Annotated in this window: 22 protein-coding genes and 3 other annotated features; of the genes, 15 read left to right on the forward strand and 7 right to left on the reverse strand. The window is 36.9% G+C overall.

Going from position 1 to position 25,308, the window contains the following annotated elements; all coding sequences use genetic code 11:
• Positions 1-7 precede the first annotated feature (7 nt).
• The 4 genes from EUC40_RS04185 to sspI form a co-directional block, all read right to left on the reverse strand.
• On the reverse strand, positions 8-385 hold the full coding sequence (locus tag EUC40_RS04185) for an ammonia permease (RefSeq protein WP_071710404.1): 378 nt from the start codon (positions 383-385) through the stop codon (positions 8-10).
• A gap of 184 nt (positions 386-569) precedes the next feature.
• Positions 570-1,283: a CPBP family intramembrane glutamic endopeptidase gene (locus EUC40_RS04190; protein WP_156573805.1), complete on the reverse strand. Its 714-nt coding sequence runs from the start codon at positions 1,281-1,283 to the stop codon at positions 570-572.
• A gap of 161 nt (positions 1,284-1,444) precedes the next feature.
• Positions 1,445-2,002, reverse strand: a complete 558-nt coding sequence (locus tag EUC40_RS04195; protein ID WP_071710406.1) for an HD domain-containing protein — start codon at positions 2,000-2,002, stop codon at positions 1,445-1,447.
• Between the two features lie 329 nt (positions 2,003-2,331).
• On the reverse strand, positions 2,332-2,541 hold the full coding sequence (gene sspI, locus EUC40_RS04200; protein ID WP_000009509.1) for a small acid-soluble spore protein SspI: 210 nt from the start codon (positions 2,539-2,541) through the stop codon (positions 2,332-2,334).
• Positions 2,542-2,623: 82 nt separating this feature from the next.
• Here sspI and EUC40_RS04205 point away from each other — a divergent pair, with 82 nt between their 5' ends.
• The 6 genes from EUC40_RS04205 to EUC40_RS04230 all read left to right on the forward strand — a co-directional run bounded on the left by EUC40_RS04205 (position 2,624) and on the right by EUC40_RS04230 (position 10,340).
• On the forward strand, positions 2,624-3,421 hold the full coding sequence (locus EUC40_RS04205) for a TrmH family RNA methyltransferase (RefSeq protein WP_071710407.1): 798 nt from the start codon (positions 2,624-2,626) through the stop codon (positions 3,419-3,421).
• A 48-nt stretch (positions 3,422-3,469) separates the two neighbouring features.
• Positions 3,470-3,698, forward strand: a binding site (T-box leader).
• Between the two features lie 43 nt (positions 3,699-3,741).
• Positions 3,742-4,776, forward strand: a complete 1,035-nt coding sequence (pheS, locus tag EUC40_RS04210) for a phenylalanine--tRNA ligase subunit alpha (protein ID WP_000388217.1) — start codon at positions 3,742-3,744, stop codon at positions 4,774-4,776.
• An 18-nt stretch (positions 4,777-4,794) separates the two neighbouring features.
• Positions 4,795-7,215: a phenylalanine--tRNA ligase subunit beta gene (pheT, locus tag EUC40_RS04215; RefSeq protein WP_156573807.1), complete on the forward strand. Its 2,421-nt coding sequence runs from the start codon at positions 4,795-4,797 to the stop codon at positions 7,213-7,215.
• A gap of 134 nt (positions 7,216-7,349) precedes the next feature.
• Positions 7,350-7,601, forward strand: a binding site (T-box leader).
• Positions 7,602-7,653: 52 nt separating this feature from the next.
• Entirely contained in the window at positions 7,654-9,045 is a 1,392-nt protein-coding gene (asnS, locus tag EUC40_RS04220) for an asparagine--tRNA ligase (RefSeq protein ID WP_156573809.1), read from the forward strand.
• A 175-nt stretch (positions 9,046-9,220) separates the two neighbouring features.
• Entirely contained in the window at positions 9,221-10,123 is a 903-nt protein-coding gene (locus EUC40_RS04225; protein WP_071710410.1) for an SDR family oxidoreductase, read from the forward strand.
• An 82-nt stretch (positions 10,124-10,205) separates the two neighbouring features.
• A complete protein-coding gene (locus EUC40_RS04230) occupies positions 10,206-10,340 on the forward strand; it encodes a YuzL family protein (RefSeq protein ID WP_061677066.1) in 135 nt (44 codons plus the stop codon).
• Between the two features lie 214 nt (positions 10,341-10,554).
• Here EUC40_RS04230 and EUC40_RS04235 read toward each other — a convergent pair whose 3' ends face one another.
• The 3 genes from EUC40_RS04235 to rnhC all read right to left on the reverse strand — a co-directional run bounded on the left by EUC40_RS04235 (position 10,555) and on the right by rnhC (position 12,120).
• Entirely contained in the window at positions 10,555-10,785 is a 231-nt protein-coding gene (locus tag EUC40_RS04235; RefSeq protein ID WP_156573812.1) for a hypothetical protein, read from the reverse strand.
• A gap of 13 nt (positions 10,786-10,798) precedes the next feature.
• Positions 10,799-11,053, reverse strand: a complete 255-nt coding sequence (locus tag EUC40_RS04240) for a hypothetical protein (protein WP_156573814.1) — start codon at positions 11,051-11,053, stop codon at positions 10,799-10,801.
• Positions 11,054-11,184: 131 nt separating this feature from the next.
• The gene (gene rnhC, locus EUC40_RS04245) at positions 11,185-12,120 is read right to left on the reverse strand and encodes a ribonuclease HIII (protein ID WP_156573816.1); all 936 of its coding nucleotides are present in this window, start codon (positions 12,118-12,120) and stop codon (positions 11,185-11,187) included.
• Between the two features lie 124 nt (positions 12,121-12,244).
• Between rnhC and zapA the strand changes: the two genes are divergently transcribed.
• From zapA to isdE, 9 genes are all read left to right on the forward strand, one after another.
• Positions 12,245-12,514: a cell division protein ZapA gene (gene zapA / locus EUC40_RS04250; protein WP_000082703.1), complete on the forward strand. Its 270-nt coding sequence runs from the start codon at positions 12,245-12,247 to the stop codon at positions 12,512-12,514.
• 1 nt (position 12,515) lies between these two features.
• Positions 12,516-13,055, forward strand: a complete 540-nt coding sequence (locus EUC40_RS04255) for a CvpA family protein (protein ID WP_000565406.1) — start codon at positions 12,516-12,518, stop codon at positions 13,053-13,055.
• Between the two features lie 55 nt (positions 13,056-13,110).
• Entirely contained in the window at positions 13,111-14,829 is a 1,719-nt protein-coding gene (gene polX / locus EUC40_RS04260; RefSeq protein WP_156573819.1) for a DNA polymerase/3'-5' exonuclease PolX, read from the forward strand.
• 19 nt (positions 14,830-14,848) lie between these two features.
• The gene (locus tag EUC40_RS04265; protein ID WP_000893727.1) at positions 14,849-17,209 is read left to right on the forward strand and encodes an endonuclease MutS2; all 2,361 of its coding nucleotides are present in this window, start codon (positions 14,849-14,851) and stop codon (positions 17,207-17,209) included.
• Positions 17,210-17,404: 195 nt separating this feature from the next.
• Positions 17,405-18,094 carry a 23S rRNA pseudouridine(2604) synthase RluF gene (locus EUC40_RS04270; RefSeq protein ID WP_156573821.1) on the forward strand — a complete coding sequence of 230 codons (690 nt, stop codon included), beginning with the start codon at positions 17,405-17,407 and terminating at the stop codon, positions 18,092-18,094.
• A gap of 108 nt (positions 18,095-18,202) precedes the next feature.
• Positions 18,203-18,454: a binding site (T-box leader), on the forward strand.
• A gap of 114 nt (positions 18,455-18,568) precedes the next feature.
• Positions 18,569-19,894: a branched-chain amino acid transport system II carrier protein BrnQ6 gene (brnQ6, locus tag EUC40_RS04275; protein ID WP_156573823.1), complete on the forward strand. Its 1,326-nt coding sequence runs from the start codon at positions 18,569-18,571 to the stop codon at positions 19,892-19,894.
• Positions 19,895-20,394: 500 nt separating this feature from the next.
• The gene (isdC, locus tag EUC40_RS04280; protein WP_071710417.1) at positions 20,395-21,090 is read left to right on the forward strand and encodes a heme uptake protein IsdC; all 696 of its coding nucleotides are present in this window, start codon (positions 20,395-20,397) and stop codon (positions 21,088-21,090) included.
• Positions 21,091-21,139: 49 nt separating this feature from the next.
• Positions 21,140-24,352, forward strand: coding sequence for an NEAT domain-containing protein (locus tag EUC40_RS04285; protein WP_156576912.1), 3,213 nt, complete (start codon positions 21,140-21,142; stop codon positions 24,350-24,352).
• 69 nt (positions 24,353-24,421) lie between these two features.
• The gene (gene isdE / locus EUC40_RS04290) at positions 24,422-25,303 is read left to right on the forward strand and encodes a heme ABC transporter substrate-binding protein IsdE (RefSeq protein WP_156573827.1); all 882 of its coding nucleotides are present in this window, start codon (positions 24,422-24,424) and stop codon (positions 25,301-25,303) included.
• The last annotated feature ends 5 nt before the right edge of the window (positions 25,304-25,308 follow it).

The following is a 25,308-nucleotide window of genomic DNA, read 5'->3' on the forward strand; positions in this document are numbered from 1 at the left end:
AATTCAACTAAATATAGAATGAATCTCCTGCAGACATGAGTCCCCAAAAAATAACCCCTAATATTCCTGCAATAAAAATAATGAATCCCATATTACGTATACTTTTAATTTTTGCTTTTAACCCAATGAATCCCGCTAATAATCCAGTCAAAGAAAATAGGATCCAGTATAGAGAAGTTGGAATAGGAAGGATTGTATCACCATTAATCCCCATGCCCCAAAAAACATAAGGTAGCACGACGAAGGATAGACTGAGTAACCCCATTAAACTAACAAGTAATTTGCGATGTTTAATTCCTGCAATAATTAAAAAAATCCCGCCAAAAAGTCCACATAAAGTAAGGAGTGGTACATAGAAAATCCAAAGTAAGCTCAAAACGTGCATATATAATCTCCCTCTAGTTAATGAGTTATATTTTACTACGAGAGGATTATTTTGGATATCATTAATAAATATATATAATTTGATAAAAATGAGTAGTGACGATACGAACTATCGAAAAGTGTTAACAGAAGAATTTGAAGTTGTTATAAAAGAGTGAAAGAGGTATCGTGATGATACCTCTTTTTTACGTTGAAAAGGCGATTATATTAGTCAAAATATGTAATAGTATAGCTGGAATAATAGATTTAGTTTGTTTGTACAATAAACAAGCAAATATTCCCGTCATAAATGCGCTAACCATAATTCCCACAGAATACGTATGAGCAATACCGAAAATTAAACTTGAGAGAATTACAGCTGACCAAAAGGTAAACTTCTCTTCGAAAAAACGAAGAAGAATACCTCTGCATACAAGCTCTTCAAAAATAGGTGCAAAAATCCCACCAGCTAGAAGTAAGAGAAGTGGATAGTGCTCTAGTGTTGAAAGTTGCAATGCATCAGACTGTTCTTGTACGGATGAAGGAAATAATTTATCTAATACAAACATATCTACAAACAGGGTGAGTACATAATAAATGAGAACATAGATGTACATTTGAAAAGATTTTAAAACTCGAAAATCAAATATGGGTAATACTAGTTCTTTCAGTGGTTTATATTTCATTATAAATACGATTAGTAAAAGTAGGGCAACTAATTCATAACTTACATTTTCTATAGATTCAAGTAAAGGTTTATTTGTATCTGGGTTAATGTATCCATATAACTCAATAGGTAAAAATGTAAAGAGTATATTTATTAATGAGAGACATGGAAAGATAATGAATAAAGCTCCAAGAAATTGTAACCATGACATAGAGTTTTTCTGTTCGTGTGGAATTGGTGCAGTGGGTTGCATATGTTCAAATCACCTCTTTATATTTATATATAAAATTATAGTTGATTTGAATTTGGAATGTTACGTTTAAATATTACATACAAGATTCGAATTTGAAATATTCCGTGTCTTTTTAGGGGAAAATAATAAAAGAGGTATCACCCTATAGTGATGCCTCTTTCTCATTGATAACTATGTTCTGCCTTGTTATTCGATTTCGATTGCTCTATTTGTAATTCACGCTCTACTAATCGATCTAACTGTTGGATTGCCTTTAGCGCTTTTTCATAAGAAATCGTTCGGTAATGGTGCGCTCCGCCTGGTTCTTCATCTGCTTCATCCGCCCATTTAATAATGTTTTGAAGAGATGTTCTTTCAATTTCTTGTTCTACTAAGAAAGAATCTGTATGAAGGAGAATTGCGATAGAAATTTCTTTTGCTAGTTTCGGATGTTCTCCTAATCTAATAAGCAATTTATGAGCTCTTTCTGCGCCTTTAATTGCGTGTATATCATTCTTTTTATATAAGTCATAGTCCCATTCGCCGCCTGTGTACCATGTATGGTGTCCGATATCATGAAGGAAACCGGCTTTTGTCGCAGCATCGACTGAGGCGTGATGCTTTTTAGCTAAGTGAAACGCATGGTAAGCGACAGCAATCGCGTGGACCATTCCAGAACGATTTACATATTTTTGTGTAATGTGGTGTTTAAAAACTTGTTCAAGCGTAATACGGTGCATAAAACATTCACTCCTTTTATCCCGCTTTAACGGGCAGTAAGATTCCTACTTCAAAATTCGGCGAATACGAGAAAGTTAGGTGGGAAATCAACTGCCCGTAAAAGCCCGATTGGTTCAACTAATAATTAGTGGGGATGAACACCCCTCCCCACTAATTAAAGTTTCACTTTATCTAATGGTGTATATGAAGAAAAACGATCGGTTTAAATGTATTTTGAACATTGTACTCCATCAATCGGCGTTAGTAAAGTAGAAATGTTTAGGAAAAGAAAAATTTTATAGGCATAAAAAAATCACCTTAGCTTATGCAAAGGTGATTTTCAAATTGCTTATTTTTTTAATCCTTGCTCTAGTGTTTCTAACATTTCATGCTTTTCATTTTCATCAGCATTTTTCCAAATGACTTCGAATAAAACACCAAGACCTGGAAGCATTTTTTCTTCACCGCTTTGAATTGCATCGACAATTGTTTCTTGTAATTGGTCTTGTGAATTTCCAGATACATTCGCTAATACAGCGCCGCGTAAATTAAAACTCATTATTTTCACCTCTTCTTCAGAATTGAAACTGACGTTAGTTTTTGTTCTTTTTTATGTAAATATGTATGAAAAATAGGCTATAATGATAAGACAAGAAGAGAGGGAAATACATATTATGAAAAACATTGATTCAGTACAAAATCCGCGTGTGAAGCAGTGGAAAAAGCTGCAAACGAAAAAGGAACGCGATAAAAAAGGTTTATTTTTTGTAGAAGGATTCCATTTAGTAGAGGAAGCTTTAAAGGCAGGCGTTGTAACAGAACTTATCGTTTCAGATCAAACAGACCTTCCGAAAGATTGGACAGTTAATGATGTGGAAATGTATATCGTGCCGGAAGCAATTGTAAAAGTACTTCGTGAAACAGAAACGACGCAAGGTGTATTTGCTGTTTGTGAAAAGCATGAGAAAGAAGTAGCTCTTACTGACGGGAAATTCCTTTTATTAGATGGCCTTCAAGACCCAGGTAATTTAGGAACGATTATTCGTACAGCTGATGCAGCTGGTATTCATGCCGTTGTGCTTGGAGAAGGTTGTGTTGATGTTTACAATAGTAAAGTACTCCGCTCTACACAAGGTTCTATTTTCCACTTACCCATTGTAAAAGGAAACTTAGAAGAATGGGTAGACAAGTTAAAGGAAAATAATGTTCCTGTATATGGAACAGCTCTTGAAAATGGCGTTCCTTACGGCGAGGTAACACCAGCCGGAAGTTTTGCATTAATTGTAGGGAATGAAGGAAACGGCGTACGCCAAGAGATTCTTGCAAAAACGGATCAAAACTTGTATATTCCGATTTACGGCGGGGCAGAATCATTAAATGTTGCAGTTGCAGCAGGGATTTTAACGTATTATTTACAAAGCCCAGTTGCGAACAAATAAAAAACTTCTTATAATAAGTTGAAGTACATTATATTAAAAGTTAAATAACGAAAAACGTTGATAGAGAAGAGTAGCTTACAAAATCGCCATATAGGGAGAGAATGCCATAGACTGAAAGCATTCTTATGGTAGACGGAAGTGAATTCACCTCTGGAGTTGACGCCAGGACCATATATATGTAAAGGCGTTCCGGTCAGAATTGATCGTTATAACTAATGAGTGGGCAGACTTGTTCTGTCAATTTAGGGTGGTACCGCGAATTTACCTCGTCCCTTTTTGGGAGCGAGGTTTTTTTATTTTTAAAATTAGGAGGGTTCCAAATGGAAGCACGTTTAAAAGAGCTAAAGCAAAAAGCGTTAGAGCTTATTGAAGAAGCGAAAGAGCTAAAAGGCTTAAACGATGTACGCGTAGCGTATTTAGGTAAAAAAGGTCCGATTACAGAAGTATTACGCGGCATGGGAAAATTATCAGCAGAAGAGCGTCCACGTATGGGAGCATTAGTAAATGAAGTACGTGAAGCGATTCAAACGCGTCTAGACGACAAAATTGGTAACTTAGAAAAAGCAGTAATTGAAGCGAAGTTAGCAACTGAAACAATTGATGTTACACTGCCGGGGCGTCCTGTTGAAACAGGTTGTCACCATCCGTTAACAGCTGTTGTGGAACAAATTGAAGATGTATTCATCGGTATGGGTTATGAAGTAGCTGAAGGAACAGAAGTAGAAAAAGACTACTACAACTTCGAAGCATTAAACTTACCGAAAGATCACCCAGCGCGTGATATGCAAGATACATTCTACATTACAGAAGAAACGTTACTACGTACACATACATCTTCTGTACAAGCGCGTACGATGGAAAATAATAAAGAAAAAGGCCCAATTAAAATTATTTGTCCTGGTAAAGTGTATCGCCGTGATGACGATGATGCGACGCATTCACACCAATTCATGCAAATTGAAGGTCTTGTAATTGACAAAAACATTCGCATGAGTGATTTAAAAGGTACACTGCAAGTATTCGTGAAAAAGATGTTCGGTGAAGATCGTGAAATCCGTCTTCGTCCAAGTTTCTTCCCATTCACAGAGCCATCTGTAGAGATGGATATTTCTTGTATGATGTGTCATGGCAAAGGTTGCGGCACTTGTAAAGGAACTGGCTGGATTGAAATTTTAGGCGCAGGTATGGTTCATCCGAACGTACTTGAAATGGCTGGTTATGATTCAAAAGAATATCAAGGTTTCGCATTCGGTATGGGCGCAGAGCGTATCGCAATGTTGAAATACGGCGTAGATGACATTCGTCATTTCTATACAAATGATGTACGTTTCTTACAACAATTCAAACGAGCGTAAGGGAAGGAGAGGATAAGTATGTTCGTATCATATCGTTGGTTACAAGAGTATGTAGATATTAAAGATGTAACAGCACAAGAACTAGCAGACAAAATCACGAAAAGTGGTATTGAAGTAGAAGGTGTTGAAGTATTAAATAAAGGTGTAAAAGGTGTTGTAGTTGGTCACGTATTAGAATGTGAAAAACACCCAGAAGCTGACAAATTAAGCAAATGCTTAATCGATATCGGTGAAGAAGAACCAGTTCAAATTATTTGTGGAGCTGCTAATATTGCAAAAGGTTTAAAAGTACCAGTTGCAAAAGTTGGCGCTGTACTTCCTGGTAACTTCAAAATTAAAAAAGCAAAACTACGTGGTGAAGCATCTCACGGTATGGTTTGTGCTCTTCAAGAGCTTGGTATTGATGGGAAATTAGTTTCGAAAGACTACGCAGATGGTATCTTCATCTTCCCAAGTGACGCTGAAGTTGGTGCAGATGCACTTGAAATTTTAAACTTACATGATGAGGTACTTGAGCTTGGTTTAACACCAAACCGTGCAGATTGTTTAAACATGTTAGGTGTTGCGTATGAAGTAGCTGCTATTTACGGCCGCGAAGTAAAACTTCCAGCTATCGACTTACAAGAAACAGCAGAAAAAACTTCTGATTACATTTCTGTAAGTGTAGAAGCGAAAGAAGAAAATCCATTATATATTGCAAAAATGGTTAAAAACGTAAAAATTGGTCCATCACCAATGTGGATGCAAACGCGCCTTATGGCAGCTGGCATTCGTCCAATTAGCAATGTAGTTGATATTACAAACTACATTTTAATGGAATACGGTCAACCGTTACACGCATTCGATTACGATAAATTAGGTTCAAAAGAAATCGTTGTTCGTCTTGCAAAAGAAGGCGAAAAAATTGAAACGTTAGATGATCAAGAGCGTACGTTACAGGATCACCATCTTGTAATTACAAACGGAACAAAAGCTTTAGCTGTTGCTGGTGTAATGGGCGGAGCCGATTCTGAAGTTACAAATGAGACAGTAAATGTTTTAATTGAGTCTGCATACTTTGCAGGTCAAACAGTGCGTCGTACATCAAAAGACTTAGGTCTTCGTAGTGAATCAAGCGCACGCTTCGAAAAAGGAATCGACCCAACACGTACATTTGAAGCAATTCAACACGCAGCTGCTTTAATGGCGAAATACGCTGGTGGTGAAGCACTTGAAGGTGTAGTAGAAGCTGACAACTTACAAGTACAAGAGCGTACAGTATCTGTTACTGCTGAAAAAGTAAACCATGTATTAGGTACAACTATTTCTGCAAGTGAGATGGGTACAATGTTCACAAACTTAAAATTCCCATTCACAGAAGTAGAAGGAACATTCCATGTGAATGTACCAGCACGTCGTCCTGATATTACAATTTCAGAAGACTTAGTAGAAGAAGTGGGCCGTCTATACGGTTATGACCACATTCCAGTTACATTACCTTCTGGAACGATGACTCGTGGTAAATTAACATCAGCACAAACGAAACGTCGTAAAGTACGTCGCTTCCTAGAAGGTGCTGGTTTATATGAAGCAATCACGTATTCATTAACAAGCGCTGACAAAGCGAAACAATATATGGTTGAGCCGAACGAAAAGGCGCCTGTAAACCTTGCACTTCCAATGAGTGAAGAGCGTAGCCAACTTCGTTTAAGCTTAGTGCCACAATTGCTAGAAGCAGTTTCATACAACGTTGCACGTAAAAACGACAGCGTTGCTTTATACGAAGTAGGTTCTATCTTCTTACCAACAGAAGCAGGAGAACTTCCGAAAGAAGAACAACATCTTGCAGGTGTTATGACAGGTCTTGCTCTTCACCATGCATGGCAAGGTGAGAAGAAAGTAGTAGACTTCTTCGTTGTGAAAGGTGTACTAGAAGGACTATTCGACGTACTTGGCGTTTCAAACCAAATCACATATGTACCAGCAAAACGTGAAGGTATGCACCCAGGTCGTACAGCTGACATCGTATTAGATGGCGACGTAATTGGTTTCATCGGTCAATTGCACCCAGAAGCAGAAAAACAATTAGATGTGAAAAATACATTCGTATTCGAACTATCTCTTGTAAAAGTATTCGGTGCAGACGCAGAAGAAACTTACTACTCAGCGATTCCACGTTTCCCATCTATGACACGTGATATGGCTGTTGTTGTAACGAAAGAAACAAAAGCTGGCGAAATGAAGCAAGTCATTGCTGAAGCTGGCGGAGAACTTCTGAAAGACGTAACGTTATTCGACTTATACGAAGGTGAAAAAATGGAAGAAGGCAAGAAATCACTTGCATTCTCTATGACTTACTTCGATGCAGAACGTACGTTAACAGATGAAGAAGTAACAGAGGCACATAACCGTGTATTAACAACGGTAGAAGAGAAATTTGGTGCGGAGTTACGTAAGTAATGAGAAATTGCCGGATTAAGTCCGGCAATTTTTTTATGGCACGATCGTCGATATATGATAAAAATCGCCGATAAATATTAAGGCATCTTGCATCTTTCTCTCGAATGTAGTACATTAATTTTAGTTTAACAAAATGAAAGACGATGATAAGGAAAAGTAGTATATACTATAATCCAAAGCGAGTCAGGGACGGTGAGAGCCTGATGAGGCGGTATATGTGAAGAACACCTTGGAGTTGCTAACCGAAATTGAATCTTGTATTCAAGAGTAGACTTAGACGGGAATCCGGCCTGTTACAAACCGGGAAGTATGTATTACATACGAGTTAAAGTTGGTCTTTATGACAAATTGGGTGGTACCGCGAAGTTTAACCTTTCGTCCCTTTATGGATGAAAGGTTTTTTTGTATTTAAATATATCAGCAAAGGAGAATTTCACTATGGAAAACACATTAGTAAAAAGTCTGTATAGAGATACAGATAAATACGCAGGTCAAACAGTACAAGTATCAGGGTGGATTCGTAACTTACGTGATTCAAAAGCATTTGGTTTCATCGAATTAAACGACGGTAGCTTCTTCAAAAGCGTTCAAATCGTTTTCGATACAGAGTTAGAAAACTTCAAAGAAATTGCAAAACTTCCACTTAGCTCTTCAGTTAAAGTAGAAGGTAAAGTAATTGCAACGCCTGGAGCGAAGCAACCATTTGAAATTAAAGCAGAAAAAATTGATATCGAGGGATTATCAGATTCTGATTACCCACTTCAAAAGAAACGTCACACGTTTGAATACTTACGTACAATCGCTCACTTACGTCCAAGAACAAATGCATTCTCTGCAACGTTCCGTGTACGTTCTATTGCAGCATTTGCGATTCACCAGTTCTTCCAAGAGCGTGGATTCGTACATGTTCACACACCAATCATCACTGGTAGTGATACAGAAGGTGCAGGCGAAATGTTCCGCGTAACAACGCAAGATTTAAACAACGTATCAAAAGGCGAAGACGGACAAGTTGATGAATCAAAAGACTTCTTCGGCAAAGAAACAAACTTAACAGTAAGTGGACAGCTGAACGCTGAAGCTTATGCATTAGCATTCCGTGACGTATACACATTCGGACCTACATTCCGTGCGGAAAACTCAAACACAACTCGCCACGCTGCTGAGTTCTGGATGGTTGAGCCGGAGATTGCATTCGCTGAATTAGGCGATGTAATGGATCTTACAGAAGATATGCTGAAATATGCAATGAAATACGTACTAGAGCATGCACCAGAAGAAATGGAATTCTTCAACAGCTTCGTTGATAAAACAGTTCTAGAGCGCATGAACAACGTAATCAACTCTGACTTCGGTCGTATCACATATACAGAAGCAATTAAAGTACTTCAAGAGTCAGGTGCTGACTTCAAATACCCAGTAGAATGGGGTATTGACTTACAAACAGAGCACGAAAGATACTTATCAGAAGAAATCTTCAAACGCCCTGTATTCGTAACTGACTATCCAAAAGACATTAAAGCGTTCTACATGCGTATGAATGAAGATGGAAAAACAGTAGCTGCTACTGACCTTCTAGTTCCTGGTATCGGCGAATTAATCGGCGGAAGTCAACGTGAAGAAAGAATGGACGTTTTAGTAGACAGAATTAAAGAATTAGGTATGAACGAAGAGGACTACTGGTGGTACTTAGAACTTAGAAAATACGGCGGTACAAAACACGCTGGATTCGGTCTAGGTTTCGAGCGCTTCCTAATGTACATCACTGGTATGGCTAACATCCGTGACGTAATTCCATTCCCAAGAACTCCAGGTTCTTCTGAGTTTTAAGATATGAAAAAAGCGAGAGCAACTGCTCTCGCTTTTTTTATTGGGAAAGGGTGTAACTACAACCCAAATTTTATTAAGTATTTCACAATTGGAAAAGATGTTGTTCATAGTTTTCTTCCCACTTCATATATAAGTAAAGCGAATGCGACATTTATAGGGAAGGGGTTTTGATGCAATGGGAGAAATTTTAAATCATACAAAGTGGTCATTGCGTGACAAGTATATAGTAATCACTGGTGCAACAAGTGGTATTGGATTAGCGGCAGCTAAGGTATTTGCAGAACGCGGTGCTAAGCTAGGAATCATTGCACGCAATGAAGCAAAAGCGAATGATGTTATGACTCAACTTGAACATCTAACGAATGGGAATACAGTGGTAGATATATTTTTCGCTGATATGGCTTCCCAACAATCTATACGCCGGGTAGCCACTGACATTTTAGAAAGGTGTCCGAGAATTGATATATTAGTGAATAATGCTGGAGCTTTATTTCAAACAAGGCAAATTACGGAGGACGGTTTGGAGATGACCTGGGCGGTAAACCATTTAGGCCCATTTTTGCTCACAGATTTGTTGTTGGAGCGTTTAAAAGAAAGTGCTCCTGCTCGTGTCATTACCACTGCATCTCACGGTCACAAAATGGCTAAAAAGGGAATTGATTTCGGTGACCTAGATGCAGAACAACTGTATCGCGGTGTTAAGAAGTTCATGGGCGGTCCTACAATGCGTTATGCGCAAACAAAACTAGCTAACATTTTATTCACCTCTGAATTGGCACAGCGATTGGAGGGAACGGGTGTTAGTGCTTATAGCTTTGATCCGGGGCTAGTGAATACGAATTTTAACCAGGACAATGGTCTGGTTGCTCGTTTAACTATGGCGGCAATGAAACCTTTCTCTCGTACGCCCGAGGAAGGTGCTGAAACTTTGATATGGCTAGCAGAATCAAATGGAATTATTGACCATAGTGGCTGTTACTATGCTGATAAGCAAATAGGAAAAACGTCTGAAGCCGCCTTGGATAAGGGTGTTGCAAAACGTCTATGGGACATTAGTGAAAAACAGACACGAGAGTAACAGAGTAGTGAGCGTCTGTTCAGACTAATATGTTGAATAGTTTTTTACCCTTAAGTAAAAAGTAATCTTGGGGGTGAGTGCAATGAGTAAAAAGGTGAAAACAGACCATTCTAGATCAAGCCTTGGTTCTCCAGAAGTAGAAGGACAAGGAACGACGGCACATGAAACAGGTTCTCATAAAGTATCTTCATCAAATAAGAAGCAGAAACGAAGCTAACATAAAAAAGGAGAGTCTTGGCGACTCTCCTTTTTTATGTACTACATCTTCTTATCGTTAATTTCTTTCGTAATTTTATCCCGCATTAACGGGCAGTAAGACCCCCACCTCAAAATTCAGCGAAAGCGAAGAAGTTAGATGGGGGATCAACTGCCCATAAAAGCCCGATTGGTTCAACTAATAATCAGTGGGGGATGAACAAAACCCCCACTGATTAAAGTTTCACTTTATCTACATCTTTGTCTAATCGATCTAAATAGAAAAACCACAGTAAACTCATGAACACGTAATAGATGGCCATAACGCCAAGATTATCAGATATATTTTCGAATGTGGATTTAGTAGTGAAAAAAGCTCCCCAAATGGTAGAAATAGTGAGGTAAGAAAGTGGACCTACGAGATGTACGAAAGCATATAATACCTTTTTAATTTTTACAGCGCTCATATGAATTCCCTCCTTATGCAAACACTCCTTTTCTTCTAATCATAAATTCAAGTTCCTCACAGAAGTGTCGTAGTTTTGCTGGATTATGTATTAACAAGCGGGCATCGTGTTTCCCGATAAATCTTCGGATCCGAAAGTTTAATAGGAATGATCTACCATATCTTTCAATCAAATTTTGGCATTCCTTTTGCTCGCTTAGTAATTGAATATTTTCCCTAATTTCGAATTGTCTTTCATGTGGATCACCTAGTAAAATATTTAGAATCATTTGTAGAAGTAGCGATGGGAATCTCCTTCTATGTTGGAATAATCTGTATATTTTAATTGTAACAAAATTACAAGGACAATAGTAGGGTGAAACAAAAAACAGGAGTTTGTAGGCTCCTGTTTTTGTCGATACTATTTTAATAAGCGAAACGCTTTTTCTGTATTAGCAAAATGCAGTTTCACAAACTCAGGTAATCTTTCTTTACCAAGCCTTTGGATTAATTTAGCGGCTGCAATATCAACTTGTTTACCAGCACCTTTTGGAAGCGGCATACCAGCTTTTTTACTGAGTTCGTCAAATTGTTTTACAAATGAGTAACGAGCTAAAATGGAAGCGGCGGCGACTGCTAAATGGACGCTTTCGCCTTTCGTCGCAAAGTAAACATTTTCACGCTGTACTTCTTTTTGTTTTGCTAAATATTTGTAGTATGTATCAGGTTGCGTGAATTGATCGATTAAGACGCCTTCAGGTTTTGTAGGTGCCATTTTTGCTAATAAATTTGTAATAGCTTTATTGTGTAGTAAAGCTTTTAGCTTACCTTGGTTGTTTCCTTTATCAAATAGCTCGTTATATTTTTCATTATGAAGGACAAGAGAGCTGTAAGGAACAACGTGTAGAAGTTGTTTCGCAATAGCGGTAATCTGATCATCATTTAAGTTTTTAGAGTCTTTTACACCAAGTTCTTTTAGTAGTGGAATTTGTTTCGCATCCACATATACAGCAACTACTGTCATCGGTCCGAAGTAATCACCAGTACCAACTTCATCAGACCCTACGATAGACATTGTACCGATCGAAGCAGGCGGTGCATAACGGTGTGAATCGACAGATTTTTTTACAGCTGTTTTTGGTGTTTGAGAGACACTTTGCCAACGAGAAGCTTCTGCTTCAGCGCGACCTCCTTGGAACATTACTTTTCCAGATTTATACGCTGTAATTGTGCAAGATGGCACCTTTGCCATAAAGATACCGCCTTGCGGAATTTTCGGGCTTAGCGCTTGTTTATATTGTTTTTTCATGTCTTCAATTACTGTAGAACTTGTTTGTATTACGATAGAATTTGACAATATGGTCGCTCCTTTTTTTATATTGTTATTTTTATCATATCGGATTGTTCTTTCTGTTTCCATATTATGATGGTTCATGGTATTATAAACTTTAGGATTCTGTACGTGATTGGAGGCCGGTGAGTTGTCACAACAAAAGGGAAATAAAAGTCGAATTAATGTAGAAATATATGGCCAACAGTATTCAGTTGTTGGCGATGAAAGTACAAGTCATATCCGCATGGTAGCAGCGATTGTGGATGATAAAATGCGCGAACTCAATGCCAAGAATCCTTCGCTTGATACGAGTAGACTAGCGGTATTGACGGCGGTAAACGTCATACACGATTACATAAAATTAAAAGAAGAACATGAAAAATTGAAAGAAAGTATGACAAAAAAAGGAATGGAATAACATGATTGATATTATTATCATTTTACTGCTTGTTATGGGATTTTTCCTTGGCTTACGCAGAGGGTTTATTCTGCAACTTGTAAAGTTAACAAGCTTTATTATCGCATACCTTGTTGCATACTGGTACTGTAAAGATTTAGCGCCAGCACTTGCGAAATTTATTCCGTATCCATTTGATAAAAATGTATCTGTTCCAGAATGGATTGATGCAAATAATATTGAAACTGTATTTTACCAAGCGATTGCGTTTATCGTATTATTTATTATTACAAAAATCGCACTTTCATTGCTCGGTAATTTGTTAAATATGTTTGCAGAAATACCGGTTTTAAAGCAAGTAAATGCGTTTGCGGGGGCGATCCTCGGATTTTTAGAAGTATACATTATTTTGTTTGTATTAATTATCGTTGGAAATATTCTTCCGATTGAACAAGTACAAACACCATTACAAAAATCATCAATTAGCAACATAATTGTAGACGATACACCGATTCTTTCTGAAAAGGTGAAGGAGCTATGGCAGACAGGTAGCAAAGTATAACTTCTCTTTTTTCGGAAAGGGAAGTTTTTTTCTATGAAAGAAAGGCGGGGCAATGATGAAAGTAAATAAAAAACAAGTTATCAAATTACTAGAAACAATTGGTCTTTTTATGGAATTGAAGGGTGCGAATCCATTTAAAATATCTGCATTTCGTAAAGCAGCAGCAGCGTTAGAAAGTGATGATCGTAGTCTTTCTGAAATTGAAGATTTTACAAAGATTCCAGGCATCGGAAAAGGAACGGCAGCAGTTATTCAAGAATATATAGAATCGGGAACATCTGAAGTATTACAAGAGCTTGAAACAGAAGTACCGAGTAGTTTATTACCGCTATTAAAACTACCAGGTCTTGGTGGTAAAAAGGTAGCAAAGTTATATAAAGAACTTGGTGTTGTTGATATGGAATCGCTAAAAGCTGTTTGTGAGGAAAATAAAGTACAGGCTTTAGCAGGTTTCGGTAAGAAGACAGAGGAGAAAATATTAGAAGCAATCGATCAAGTAGGGTCTCGTCCAGAGCGTTTACCAATCGCGATGGTATTGCCTATTGCCGGGGAAATAGAGGAGAAATTGTCGAATATTGCTGAAGTAATTCGTTTCTCTCGCGCTGGTAGCTTGCGCCGAGTTCGTGAGACAGTGAAGGATTTAGACTTCATTATTGCAACGACAGAGCCAGCAGCGGTACGTGAGCATTTATTACAGTTCGATAATATGATTGAAGTAATCGCGAGCGGTGATACGAAAGTTTCTGTTCGTCTTCAATATGAATATGATATTTCAATTGATTTCCGCTTAGTAAAACCAGAAGAGTTTATTACAACTCTTCACCATTTCACAGGATCAAAAGACCATAACGTAAAAATGCGTCAAATCGCAAAAGATAAAGGCGAGAAAATTAGTGAGTACGGTGTAGAGAACTTGGAAACAGGTGAAGTGAAGACATTTGAAACAGAAGAGGAGTTCTTTGCTCATTTCGGTCTTCCATTTATCCCACCAGAAGTGCGTGAAGATGGAAAGGAAATTGAATTAATTAAAGAGTATCCAAACTTAATTCAGTTCTCTGATATACAAGGTGATTTACATATGCATACAACATGGAGTGACGGTGCCTTTTCCATTGAAGAAATGGTACAAGCATGTCGTGCTCGTGGGTATAAGTTTATGGCGATTACGGACCATTCACAATACTTAAAAGTAGCGAACGGTTTAACGAAAGAGCGTCTTCGTGAACAAGCAAAAGAAATTGAACGTATGAATGAGAAGTACCCAGACATTACAATTTTACGCGGAATTGAAATGGACATTTTACCGGATGCCTCGCTTGATTTTGATGACGAAGTATTGGTAGAACTAGATTATGTCATTGGAGCGATTCACTCTAGCTTCTCACAAGACCGTGAAACGATTATGAAACGTCTTCGCGCTGCGCTAGAGAATAAACATGTCACAATGATTGCCCATCCGACAGGACGTCTTCTTGGACGACGCGCAGGCTATGATGTAGATACAGATTTATTAATTGAGCTCGCAAAAGAAACAAATACAGTTTTAGAATTAAATGCGAATCCGAACCGTCTAGATTTAAGCGCGAAATTATTAAAACAAGCACAAGATGCTGGTGTAAAAGTAGCGATTAATACGGATGCTCATACGCTTGAAATGTTAGAAGATATGGAAACAGGTGTAGCGGCAGCACGTAAAGGTTGGATTCAAAAAGATAACGTGATTAATACGTGGGATATTGAACGTTTATTAGACTATATTAAACGTAATAAGTAATACAAGGGGGACCTGCAACATGTTAGAAAGAACGTTGCGTGTATTAGAATACAATAAAGTAAAAGAACAATTACTTGAACATACAGCCTCTTCACTTGGTCGTGATAAAGTGAAGCATTTAGTGCCGAGCACTGATTTTGAAGAGATTGTAGAGATGCAAGATACAACGGATGAAGCAGCGAAAGTCATTCGTTTAAAGGGTAGTGCACCATTAGGTGGTATTACGGATATTCGCTCAAATGTGAAGCGTGCAAAGATCGGAAGTATGTTAAGCCCAAATGAACTACTGGATATTGCGAATACGATGTACGGTAGTCGTAATATGAAACGTTTCATTGAAGATATGGTTGATAATGGTGTCGAGCTTCCAATTTTAGAAACTCATGTCGCTCAAATTGTATCTTTATATGACTTAGAAAAGAAAATTACAAATTGTATCGGTGATGGCGGTGAAGTAGTCGATAGCGCAAGTGATAAACTGCGTGGTATTCGTACTCAAATTCGTACTGCGGAAAGCCGTATTCGTGAAAAGTTAGAAAACATGACGCGTTCTTCAAACGCACAAAAGATGCTGTCTGACTCGATTGTAACGATTCGTAACGAACGCTACGTAATCCCGGTAAAACAAGAATACCGCGGTGTATATGGCGGTATTGTTCACGATCAATCGGCTTCTGGACAAACGTTATTTATTGAACCACAAGTCATTGTCGAATTAAATAACGCGCTTCAAGAAGCACGTGTGAAAGAAAAACAAGAAATTGAACGCATCCTATTGATGTTAACAGAAGAAGTGGCAGTAGAAGCCGATATCGTTTTATCAAACGTAGAAGTAGTTGCAAATCTTGATTTCATCTTTGCGAAAGCTTTTTATGCGAAACGAATTAAAGCAACGAAACCAATCGTAAATAACGAGCGCTATATGGATTTAAGACAAGCACGTCATCCGCTTATTGATCCAGAAATTATTGTGCCAAATAACATTATGTTAGGTAAAGATTTCACGACAATTGTTATTACAGGACCGAATACAGGTGGTAAAACAGTTACGCTGAAAACAGTTGGTATTTGTGTATTAATGGCGCAATCCGGTCTTCACATTCCAGTAATGGATGAGTCAGAGATTTGTGTATTCAAAAATATCTTTGCTGATATCGGTGATGAGCAATCGATTGAACAAAGTTTAAGTACGTTCTCCTCACATATGGTGAACATTGTTGATATTTTAGAAAAAGCTGATTTTGAAAGCTTAGTTTTATTCGATGAATTAGGTGCTGGAACAGACCCGCAAGAAGGGGCTGCACTTGCAATTTCAATTTTAGATGAAGTATGTAATCGTGGTGCTCGCGTTGTTGCAACGACGCATTATCCAGAATTAAAAGCATACGGATATAACCGTGAGCAAGTTATTAATGCGAGCGTTGAGTTCGACGTGAACACATTAAGTCCAACGTATAAATTATTAATCGGCGTACCAGGGCGCAGTAACGCCTTTGAAATTTCGAAGCGTCTTGGATTATCTGATCGCGTGATTGATCAAGCACGTAACCATATTAGTACAGATACAAATAAAATTGAAAATATGATTGCGAAGTTAGAAGAAAGTCAAAAGAACGCAGAGCGTGACTGGAACGAAGCAGAAGCACTTCGCAAGCAATCTGAAAAACTTCATCGCGAATTACAACGTCAAATTGTTGAATTTAACGAAGATCGCGATGAACGATTACTAAAAGTGCAAAAAGAAGGCGAAGAAAAGGTCGAAGCTGCGAAGAAAGAAGCAGAAGGTATTATTCAAGAACTTCGTCAATTGCGTAAAGCACAGCTTGCAAACGTGAAAGATCACGAACTTATTGAAGCGAAGAGCCGTCTAGAAGGCGCAGCACCAGAGCTCGTGAAGAAACAAAAAGTAAACGTGAAAAACACTGCGCCGAAACAACAATTACGCGCAGGTGATGAAGTAAAAGTATTAACGTTCGGTCAAAAAGGTCAATTACTTGAAAAAGTAAGCGATACAGAGTGGAGCGTACAAATCGGTATTCTGAAGATGAAAGTGAAAGAATCCAATATGGAATACATTAATACACCGAAGCAAACTGAGAAAAAAGCAGTCGCAAGTGTGAAGGGGAGAGATTATCACGTTTCATTAGAACTTGACCTTCGTGGTGAACGATTTGAAAATGCAATGGTGCGCGTTGAGAAATATTTAGACGATGCACAGCTTGCAAGCTATCCTCGCGTATCAATTATTCACGGTAAAGGAACAGGAGCGCTTCGCCAAGGTGTTCAAGATTACTTGAAGAAGCACCGCGGTGTGAAAACATTCCGTTACGGTGACATGGGCGAGGGAGGCCTAGGTGTAACAGTTGTCGAATTAAAATAGAAAACAACGAAACAAAGGGGAAACCATTATATGTTTATGGACAAACTTGCAAAAGTATTGTTAGCTTGTTGTGGAATATTTTTGGTGATTGGGGTTATTTATTTAGTTGTTTTTGCGAAGTAAACGAGCGTCAATCGTGGCAGAATGATATTGCCATAGATTGACGCTTTTAATCTATATGAAAAGGAATAAGAGATGAAAATCAACCAATACATAAGCGAAGCAAAATCCTGCTCCAGACGTGAAACAGATCGCCTTATTAAAGCTGGACGCGTGGCTATTAACGCCGAAATATGTACGCACGGTGCACTCGTGAGCAATGGTGATGTTGTAACGATTGATGGACAGATTATTGCAAAAGAAGAGAGAGAAAAGGTGTATATCGCCTTTCATAAACCAGTCGGAATTACTTGTACAGCAGCTGATCATATTGAAGATAACATTATTGATTATATCAATTATCCAGAGAGAATCTTTCCAGTTGGACGATTAGATAAAGCATCAGAAGGACTTATTTTATTAACGAATGATGGCGCGATTGCGAATCAAATTTTACACGGAGATCATGAGCATGAGAAAGAATATGTCGTGACGGTCGATAAGCCTTTTACAGATTGGTTTATTGATGAGATGGCCAGTGGTGTAAAGATTAAAGATGGCATGACAAAACGATGTCAAGTGACGAGAGTGGATCAGTCTACATTTCGCATTGTTTTAACGCAAGGAATGAATAGGCAAATTCGTAGAATGAGCCGTGCTTTCGGGTTTACTGTAATAAAGCTAAAGCGAGTGCGCATTATGAATATAGAGCTAAATGAGCTTGAAGTAGGAAAATGGCGGAGCATTACACCAGAGGAATTAGACACTTTAATAGGACAGTTATAGGGAGGAAAAATTTTCTCCCTATATTTTTTTGTCAGAAAAAATAAAACTATTGATTTTTTAAAAAATAGCCCATATAATAAAAAACAACAAGTTTCGACAAGATATTTTATAAAAGTAATGATGAGGACATGAGTTGTTTTTTACGATTCTCAGAGAGGGAAGCCTTAGGCTGTGAGCTTCCTAATACGGAAAGACAAATTTACCACCTCTAAACTTCAAGAGTGAACTGCATGATGCATTGTAATTCTTGGCGGATAAAACCGTTATCAATTTACACGAGCTATAAAATGAGCTTATTTTGTTATAAATTCATTTTATTAGAATAAGGGTGGAACCACGATTTCAACACTCGTCCCTTTGTTAGGGACGGGTGTTTTTTGCGTTCTTTTACGGGGAAGTATGCTTGAAAGAGGATATGTGACGGATTTGAATTCAGAATATTTTGTCAATGAAACATTTAGGAGGTTAGTAGAAATGAAATCATCTTTAAAGTTTTCTGAGATGTTTGCAATAAGTTTAATGTTATTTGCACTATTTTTTGGCGCAGGTAATATGATTTTTCCACCAGCGTTAGGACAAGGTGCTGGAACTGATGTATGGATCGCCTTGTTTGGTTTTATCGTAACAGGAGTTGGATTACCTTTATTAGGTGTAATTGTTATAGCCTTAAAGGGAGATATTAACGAGCTAGCGGGACGTGTACATCCTATATTCGCACTTGTTTTTATCACTGCAATTTATTTATGTTTAGGTGTATTTGTAAGTGTTCCACGTACAGGAACAGTTGCTTATGAAATGAGTGTTGCACCGTTTTTACCAAGTGAGATAGCTGGTCAAGCATATCCACTTGTTATCTTTACATTTATTTTCTTTGCAGTAACTTTCTATTTAGCTTTAAACCCCTCGAAATTAGTGGGACGCATCGGTAAAGTGTTAACTCCAATTTTGTTAGCTGTTATTGCAATTATTGTAGTGAAAGCACTTATTACACCAATCGGAGAATTTGGTGCACCGACAGAAGTATATAGTGCTCCTCTTTTTAAAGGTTTTATTGACGGATATTTAACTTTAGATGGACTTGCAGCACTTGTTTTCGGAAATGTTGTTATTAATGCTTTAAAAGCAAAAGGTGTTACAAATAAAAATAGCATTGCGAAAGTAACAATCTTTGCAGGGTTTATTGCGGCACTTGGTTTATTACTTGTGTATTTAGCGCTTGCTTACCTTGGAGCTTCTAGTGTATCTCTTGGAATGGGAGCAAACGGAGGAATTATTTTAACAAATGTTGTGAATCATTTATTTGGAAGTTACGGAACTTTATTACTAGGTATCGCAATTACAGCAGCATGTTTAACAACTTCTGTAGGAATTGTTGCCGCTTGTGGAGAATATTTTTCTTCCTTATTACCGAAGCTTTCATATCAAAAAGTTGTTTTCATTTTCTGTGTATTAGCATTTATGGTAGCGAATCTTGGATTAACTCAGTTAAATGCATTAGCATTACCAATTTTAATCGCAATTTATCCAATTGGAATCGTTCTTATCGTATTATCACTCGTTGAAAACTACGTTCGTCTTCCATTAGCGATGTACGTGGGTGGTATTGTAGGAGCATTTGCAATAAGTTTCTTTGATGGATTACACAATGCGAATCTTCAAATTGCAGCATTAGCACCTATTTTAGATAAGATCCCATTATATAGTGTAGGGATTGGGTGGTTAGTTCCAGGTATGATCGGTATAGGATTTGGTTATATAATTTCTAAGTTTCAAAAGCATGAAATTGCTGTAGAAAAATAGAGAAAAGAGGCTTCCTATGAAAGGAAGCCTCTTTTTTTGTAGAAAAAGCCGCATATAGGGAAATTTAGATATTAAAAATTTTATACGTAATATAGTTGACAAAAAAATTATGAGTAGGCTAAGATTGACTTAGTTGTGGAAATATTGGAAGGGAAGTGAGGGGAAGGAGAGACGGACTTGTCTGTGACTATATTATTTTGCTAGAAGAGGTGATAAATAGTAGGATAGAGGAAGTTTTATTTTTTTGAATCCCATTGAGAATGATAATCAATATATTTAAAATGTACTTTGGTTCAATAAATACTTCTTTGTATAAGGAGTTATGGGGATAGATTATTTTTTTGGGCTATAGTGAGAATGATAATCACTAAATCTTAAGTTACATATTGTTATTCGTCATGAAATAGAGATTAAATGATTATTTTTTTTCTTATATATTGAGAATAATTATCATTTTCAAAAATATAAAATAAAAGGGAAATAAGGAGGTAGTAAGGGAAATGAGAAAGTTTTCTGTATTACCCGCTTTTATTATGACATTTGTATGTATGCTAGCTTTTCTTGTAGTGCCATTCGGACAAGCTTCAGCAAAATTAGCTGACGGTACTTACGATATTAACTATGTGATACAAAAAGCGGAAAACAATTCAGCTTCAATGGCCAATGATTATTTTGAAAAGCCAGCAAAATTAGTAGTAAAAAACGGTGAGATGAGAGTACAAATTCCGATGAATCATAGTGCTTGGATTACAGAATTTAAAGCACCAGAGAACGGGAATTTTGTTGATGCAAAAGTTGTTAGTAAAGATGAATCGGCGGATAAAAGAACAGTAGAGTTTAAAGTGGATGATTTATCTAAGCCAGCAGCTGCAAAAATTCATGTTGTTGTACCAAATGTAAATTATGATCATAATTACACAATTCGCTTTGCGTTTGATGCAAACGTAAAAGCGGTAGGTGGAGAAAATACAGCAACTACTGTAACAAAGAATAATGATCAAACAAAAACAGATACAAAAGTAAAAGAAGAAGTGAAGAAAGAAGAGAGCAAAGAGGCAAACAAAGGAAAGAATGAGAGTGGTAAAACTGAAAAAACAGATAATCCAAAAACTGGTGATGAAGCACGCATCGGATTATTTGCAGCGTTACTCCTTATTTCGGGTGTTTTCTTAATTCGTAAAGTACGTCAAAACTAAATAAAGGAGCGGTATTCCATTGAATAGATATCTTAAAATTGTTGTTGCGATGTTTTTCATGATATTTACATTCGTATCAACATTACAACCTCTTGCAGTTCAAGCAGCTACTAAACTAGCCGATGGTGAATATACAATTGGTTTCCAAGTGATTAAAGACACGTCAGATGAAATATCTAAAATGAATGACTATGTTATAAGTCCAGCTACTTTAAAAGTAAAAGATGGTAAACAAAAAGTTTCTTTCACTTTAAAGAACAGTGAATGGATTACGAAGTTTACAACAGAAAAAAATGGTCAGTTTGTTGATGTGAATGTGATTGATGAGAATAAAGAGAAGAATATTAGAGTAGTAGAATTCGATGTAGCAGATGTATCAAACCTTTTAAATGGAAAAGTAAAAGTAGATATTGATGCGATGAATTATCATCATATTTTTGATGTTCGCATTAAATTTGATGTAAGTAGTATTACACCGGTTCATGTAGAAAAGCCAAATGAAAAAGAGGATCCAGCGAATAAGCCAGATCCAAATGAAAAACCGGATCCAAGTCAGAAGCCCGACCAAAAGCCTGACTCAGATCAACAACCAAATTCTAACACAATTAAAGATGGAGAGTACAGCATTCCATTTAAAGTATTAAAAGATAAGACAGATGAAGAATCTAGAATGAATACTTACATGGTAAATCCAGGAGTATTAAAAGTAGAAAACGGTAAGAAAAAAGCGGTTGTAACGTTAACAGATAACGCATCAATTAAAAATTTCCAAACGGAAAAAGATGGTTCATTTGTTGATGCAAAAGTAGTAAGTGAAGATAAAGAGAAAAATACAAGAGTAGTAGAATTCGAAGTAGACAATTTATCTAAAAAGTTAAATGCAAAAATATTTATCGAAGTGGCATCAAAAAATTATAAACAAACGCATGAGTTACAACTTCAATTTAATCAAGAAAAACTTGAGCCAATCAAAAAACAACCAGACGGTGATAAAAAGCCAGAGGTAGAAACAATTAAAGATGGAGAGTACAGTATTCCATTTAAAGTGTTGAAAGATAAGACAAATGAAGAATCTAGAATGAAAGATAGTGTGGTAAGTCCAGCGGTATTAAAAGTAGAAAATGGTAAGAAAAAAGCACTTGTAACATTAAAAGATATCTCATCAATTAAAAATTTCCAAACAGAAAAAAACGGTGCATTTGTTGATGCAAAAGTAGTGAGTGAAGATGCAGAAAAAAATACAAGAATTGTAGAATTCGAAGTAGATGATTTATCTAAAAAAATAAATACAAAAGTATTTATTGAAGTGGCATCAAGAAATTATAAACAAACGCATGAGTTACAACTTCAATTTGATCAAGAAAAACTTGAGCCAATTAAAAATGAAGAAAAGCAACCAGACGGCGATAAGAAACCAGAAGTAGAGAAGCCGAATGTTGAAACAATTAAAGACGGCGAATACAGTATCAATTTCAAGGCTTTAAAAGATCAAACCGATGAACTTTCAATGATGAACACATATACGAAAAGTCCAGGTGTGTTAAAAGTACAAAATGGTAAGAAGTATGTGTCATTTACGTTAACGAATAGTGCTTGGATTACAAAGTTTGAATTCGAGAAAAATGGTTCGTTTATTGATGCAAGTGTATTAAGTGAAGATAAGAAAGCTGATACACGCGTAGTGGAAGTGGAAGTTGGAGATTTATCAAAAAAATTAAATGCAAAAGTGAAAGTAGATATCGATTCAATGAACTACCATCATTTCTACGATATTCAATTTGCATTTGATAAAGATAGCATTCAGCCAGTAGACAACGAAGGTGGAAACAACAACGAAGGCGGAAACAACAACGAAGGCGGAAGTGAAAACCAAGGCGGAAACAACAACGAAGGTGGAAACAACAACCAGGGCGGAAACAACAACGAAGGTGGAAACAACAACCAGGGCGGAAACAACAACGAAGGTGGAAATAACAACGAAGGCGGAAACAACAACCAGGGCGGAAACAACAACGAAGGTGGAAACAACAACCAAGGTGAAAACAACAACCAGGGCGATAACACAACCATTGATCCAAAAGCTCTTAAAGATGGTGAATATAGTATTGGTTTTAAAGTTTTAAAAGATCAAACCGATGAACTTTCAATCATGAACACATATACAAAGAATCCAGGTGTATTAAAAGTAAAAGATGGTAAGAAGTATGTATCGTTTACATTAACGAATAGTGCGTGGATTACGAAGTTTGAGTATGAAAAAAATGGTTCTTTCGTTGACGCGAAAGCGTTAAGCGAAAACAAAGAGAAAAACACAAAGGTAGTAGAACTAGAAGTAGATGATTTATCAAAAAAATTAAATGCAAAAGTAAAAGTAGATATTGATGCGATGAATTACCACCATTTCTACGATGTTCAATTTGTATTTGATCAAAATAGTATCAAAGTTTTAGGTAACGAAGGCGGAAACAATAACGAAGGTGAAAATGACAACCAAGGCGGAAACAATAACCAAGGTGGAAATGACAACCAGGGCGGAAACAATAACCAAGGTGGCAACGACAACCAAGGTGGAAACAATAACCAAGGCGGAGATAATAAGCCGAAAGTAATCGTTGATCCGAAAAATTTAGTAGATGGTCAATACGATATTCCATTTAAAGTGTTAAAAGACAAAACAAATGAACTTTCAAAGATGCATGACTATACTGTACATCCAGCAAAATTAATCGTTAAAGATGGTAAAAAGTACATTGAGATGACGCTGAAAAATAGTGCGTGGATTACGAAATTCCAAACAGAAAACAATGGTCTATTTGCTGATGCGAAAATAGTGAGCGAAGATAAAAATGCAAATACGAGAGTGGTGCAATTTGAAGTAAGTGATTTATTTGCAAAATTAAATGCAAAAGTAAAAGTAGATATTAACGAAATGAACTACCATCATTTCTACGATGTACAAATCCAATTTGATACAAATAATATTGGTGCGCTAGGAACGATTAAAGAGGATCCAAAAAAAGATCCAAAGAATGATCCGAAAAATCCAGTAACTACACCGAAAGTAGATAATGTAAAAACAGTAGGAACTCCTGATTTTAACCGAAATGCAGATGGTAAAAAGAAAAACGAAGCTACAAATAATGATGCGAAAAAAGAGAAAAACTCAAAAACTGCAGATACAGCACAGCTTGGTTTATACATGGTGCTACTGCTAGGTTCACTTGCTTTACTAGTTCGTAAATATAGAGCTGGTAGATTGTAATTTTTGGAGTCTTGATGCGTTTTCGGGCGCATCAAGACTTGTTTCATATTGTTTGGAAAGGAGTGGTGATTGAGAGTGAAGAAAATTGCAAGTGTACTAATGGCTATCATTTTATTAGTGAGTATAGCTGGGTGCTCGTCACCTAAAAAAGAAACAGCGAAGCAGGTAAAGAGTGAAGGTAAAGAGAGGATTGTTGCAACGACAGTCGCTGTTACTGAAATTATGGATGCGTTAGAAGTAGATTTAGTTGGTGTACCAACAAGTACGAAAGATTTACCAAAGAGATATAAAGGCTTACCGGAAGTTGGAAACCCAATGAGTCCAGATATGGAAAAAGCAAAATCATTAAAGCCATCAGAAGTGTTATCTGTGACAACACTTGAATATGAATTAAAGCCAGTTTTTGATGGTGTAGGTATGAAAGCAAACTTTTTAGATTTAACGAGTTTGAAAAATATGCAAAATTCAATTAGCGATTTAGGTAAGAAATATGGACGTGAGAAGCAAGCGGAAACAGTTGTAACTAAGTTAGATAACAAGGTTGCAGAGATTCAAAAAGCAGTAAAGGGTAAGAAAGAACCGACAGTACTTATTTTATTGGGTGTACCGGGAAGTTACTTAGTAGCGACAGAACATTCCTATATTGGAGATTTAGTAAAACAACTAGGTGGTAAAAATATTGTACAAGGTGAACAAGTAGAGTATTTAGCCTCTAATACAGAGTATTTAAAGAAAGCCGATCCAGACATTATTTTAAGAGCGGCACATGGTATGCCTGATGAAGTCGTAAAAATGTTCGATAAAGAATTTAAAACAAATGACATTTGGAAACACTTCGCTGCAGTTAAAAATAACCGTGTTTACGATTTAGAAGAGCGTTTATTTGGAACGACAGGTAATTTAGCGGCTATTGAAGCATTAGATGAATTGAAAAAAATGATGTATCCGTGATGCAT

It is taken from the genome of Bacillus luti, assembly GCF_009739945.1.
GTDB lineage: Bacteria > Bacillota > Bacilli > Bacillales > Bacillaceae_G > Bacillus_A > Bacillus_A luti.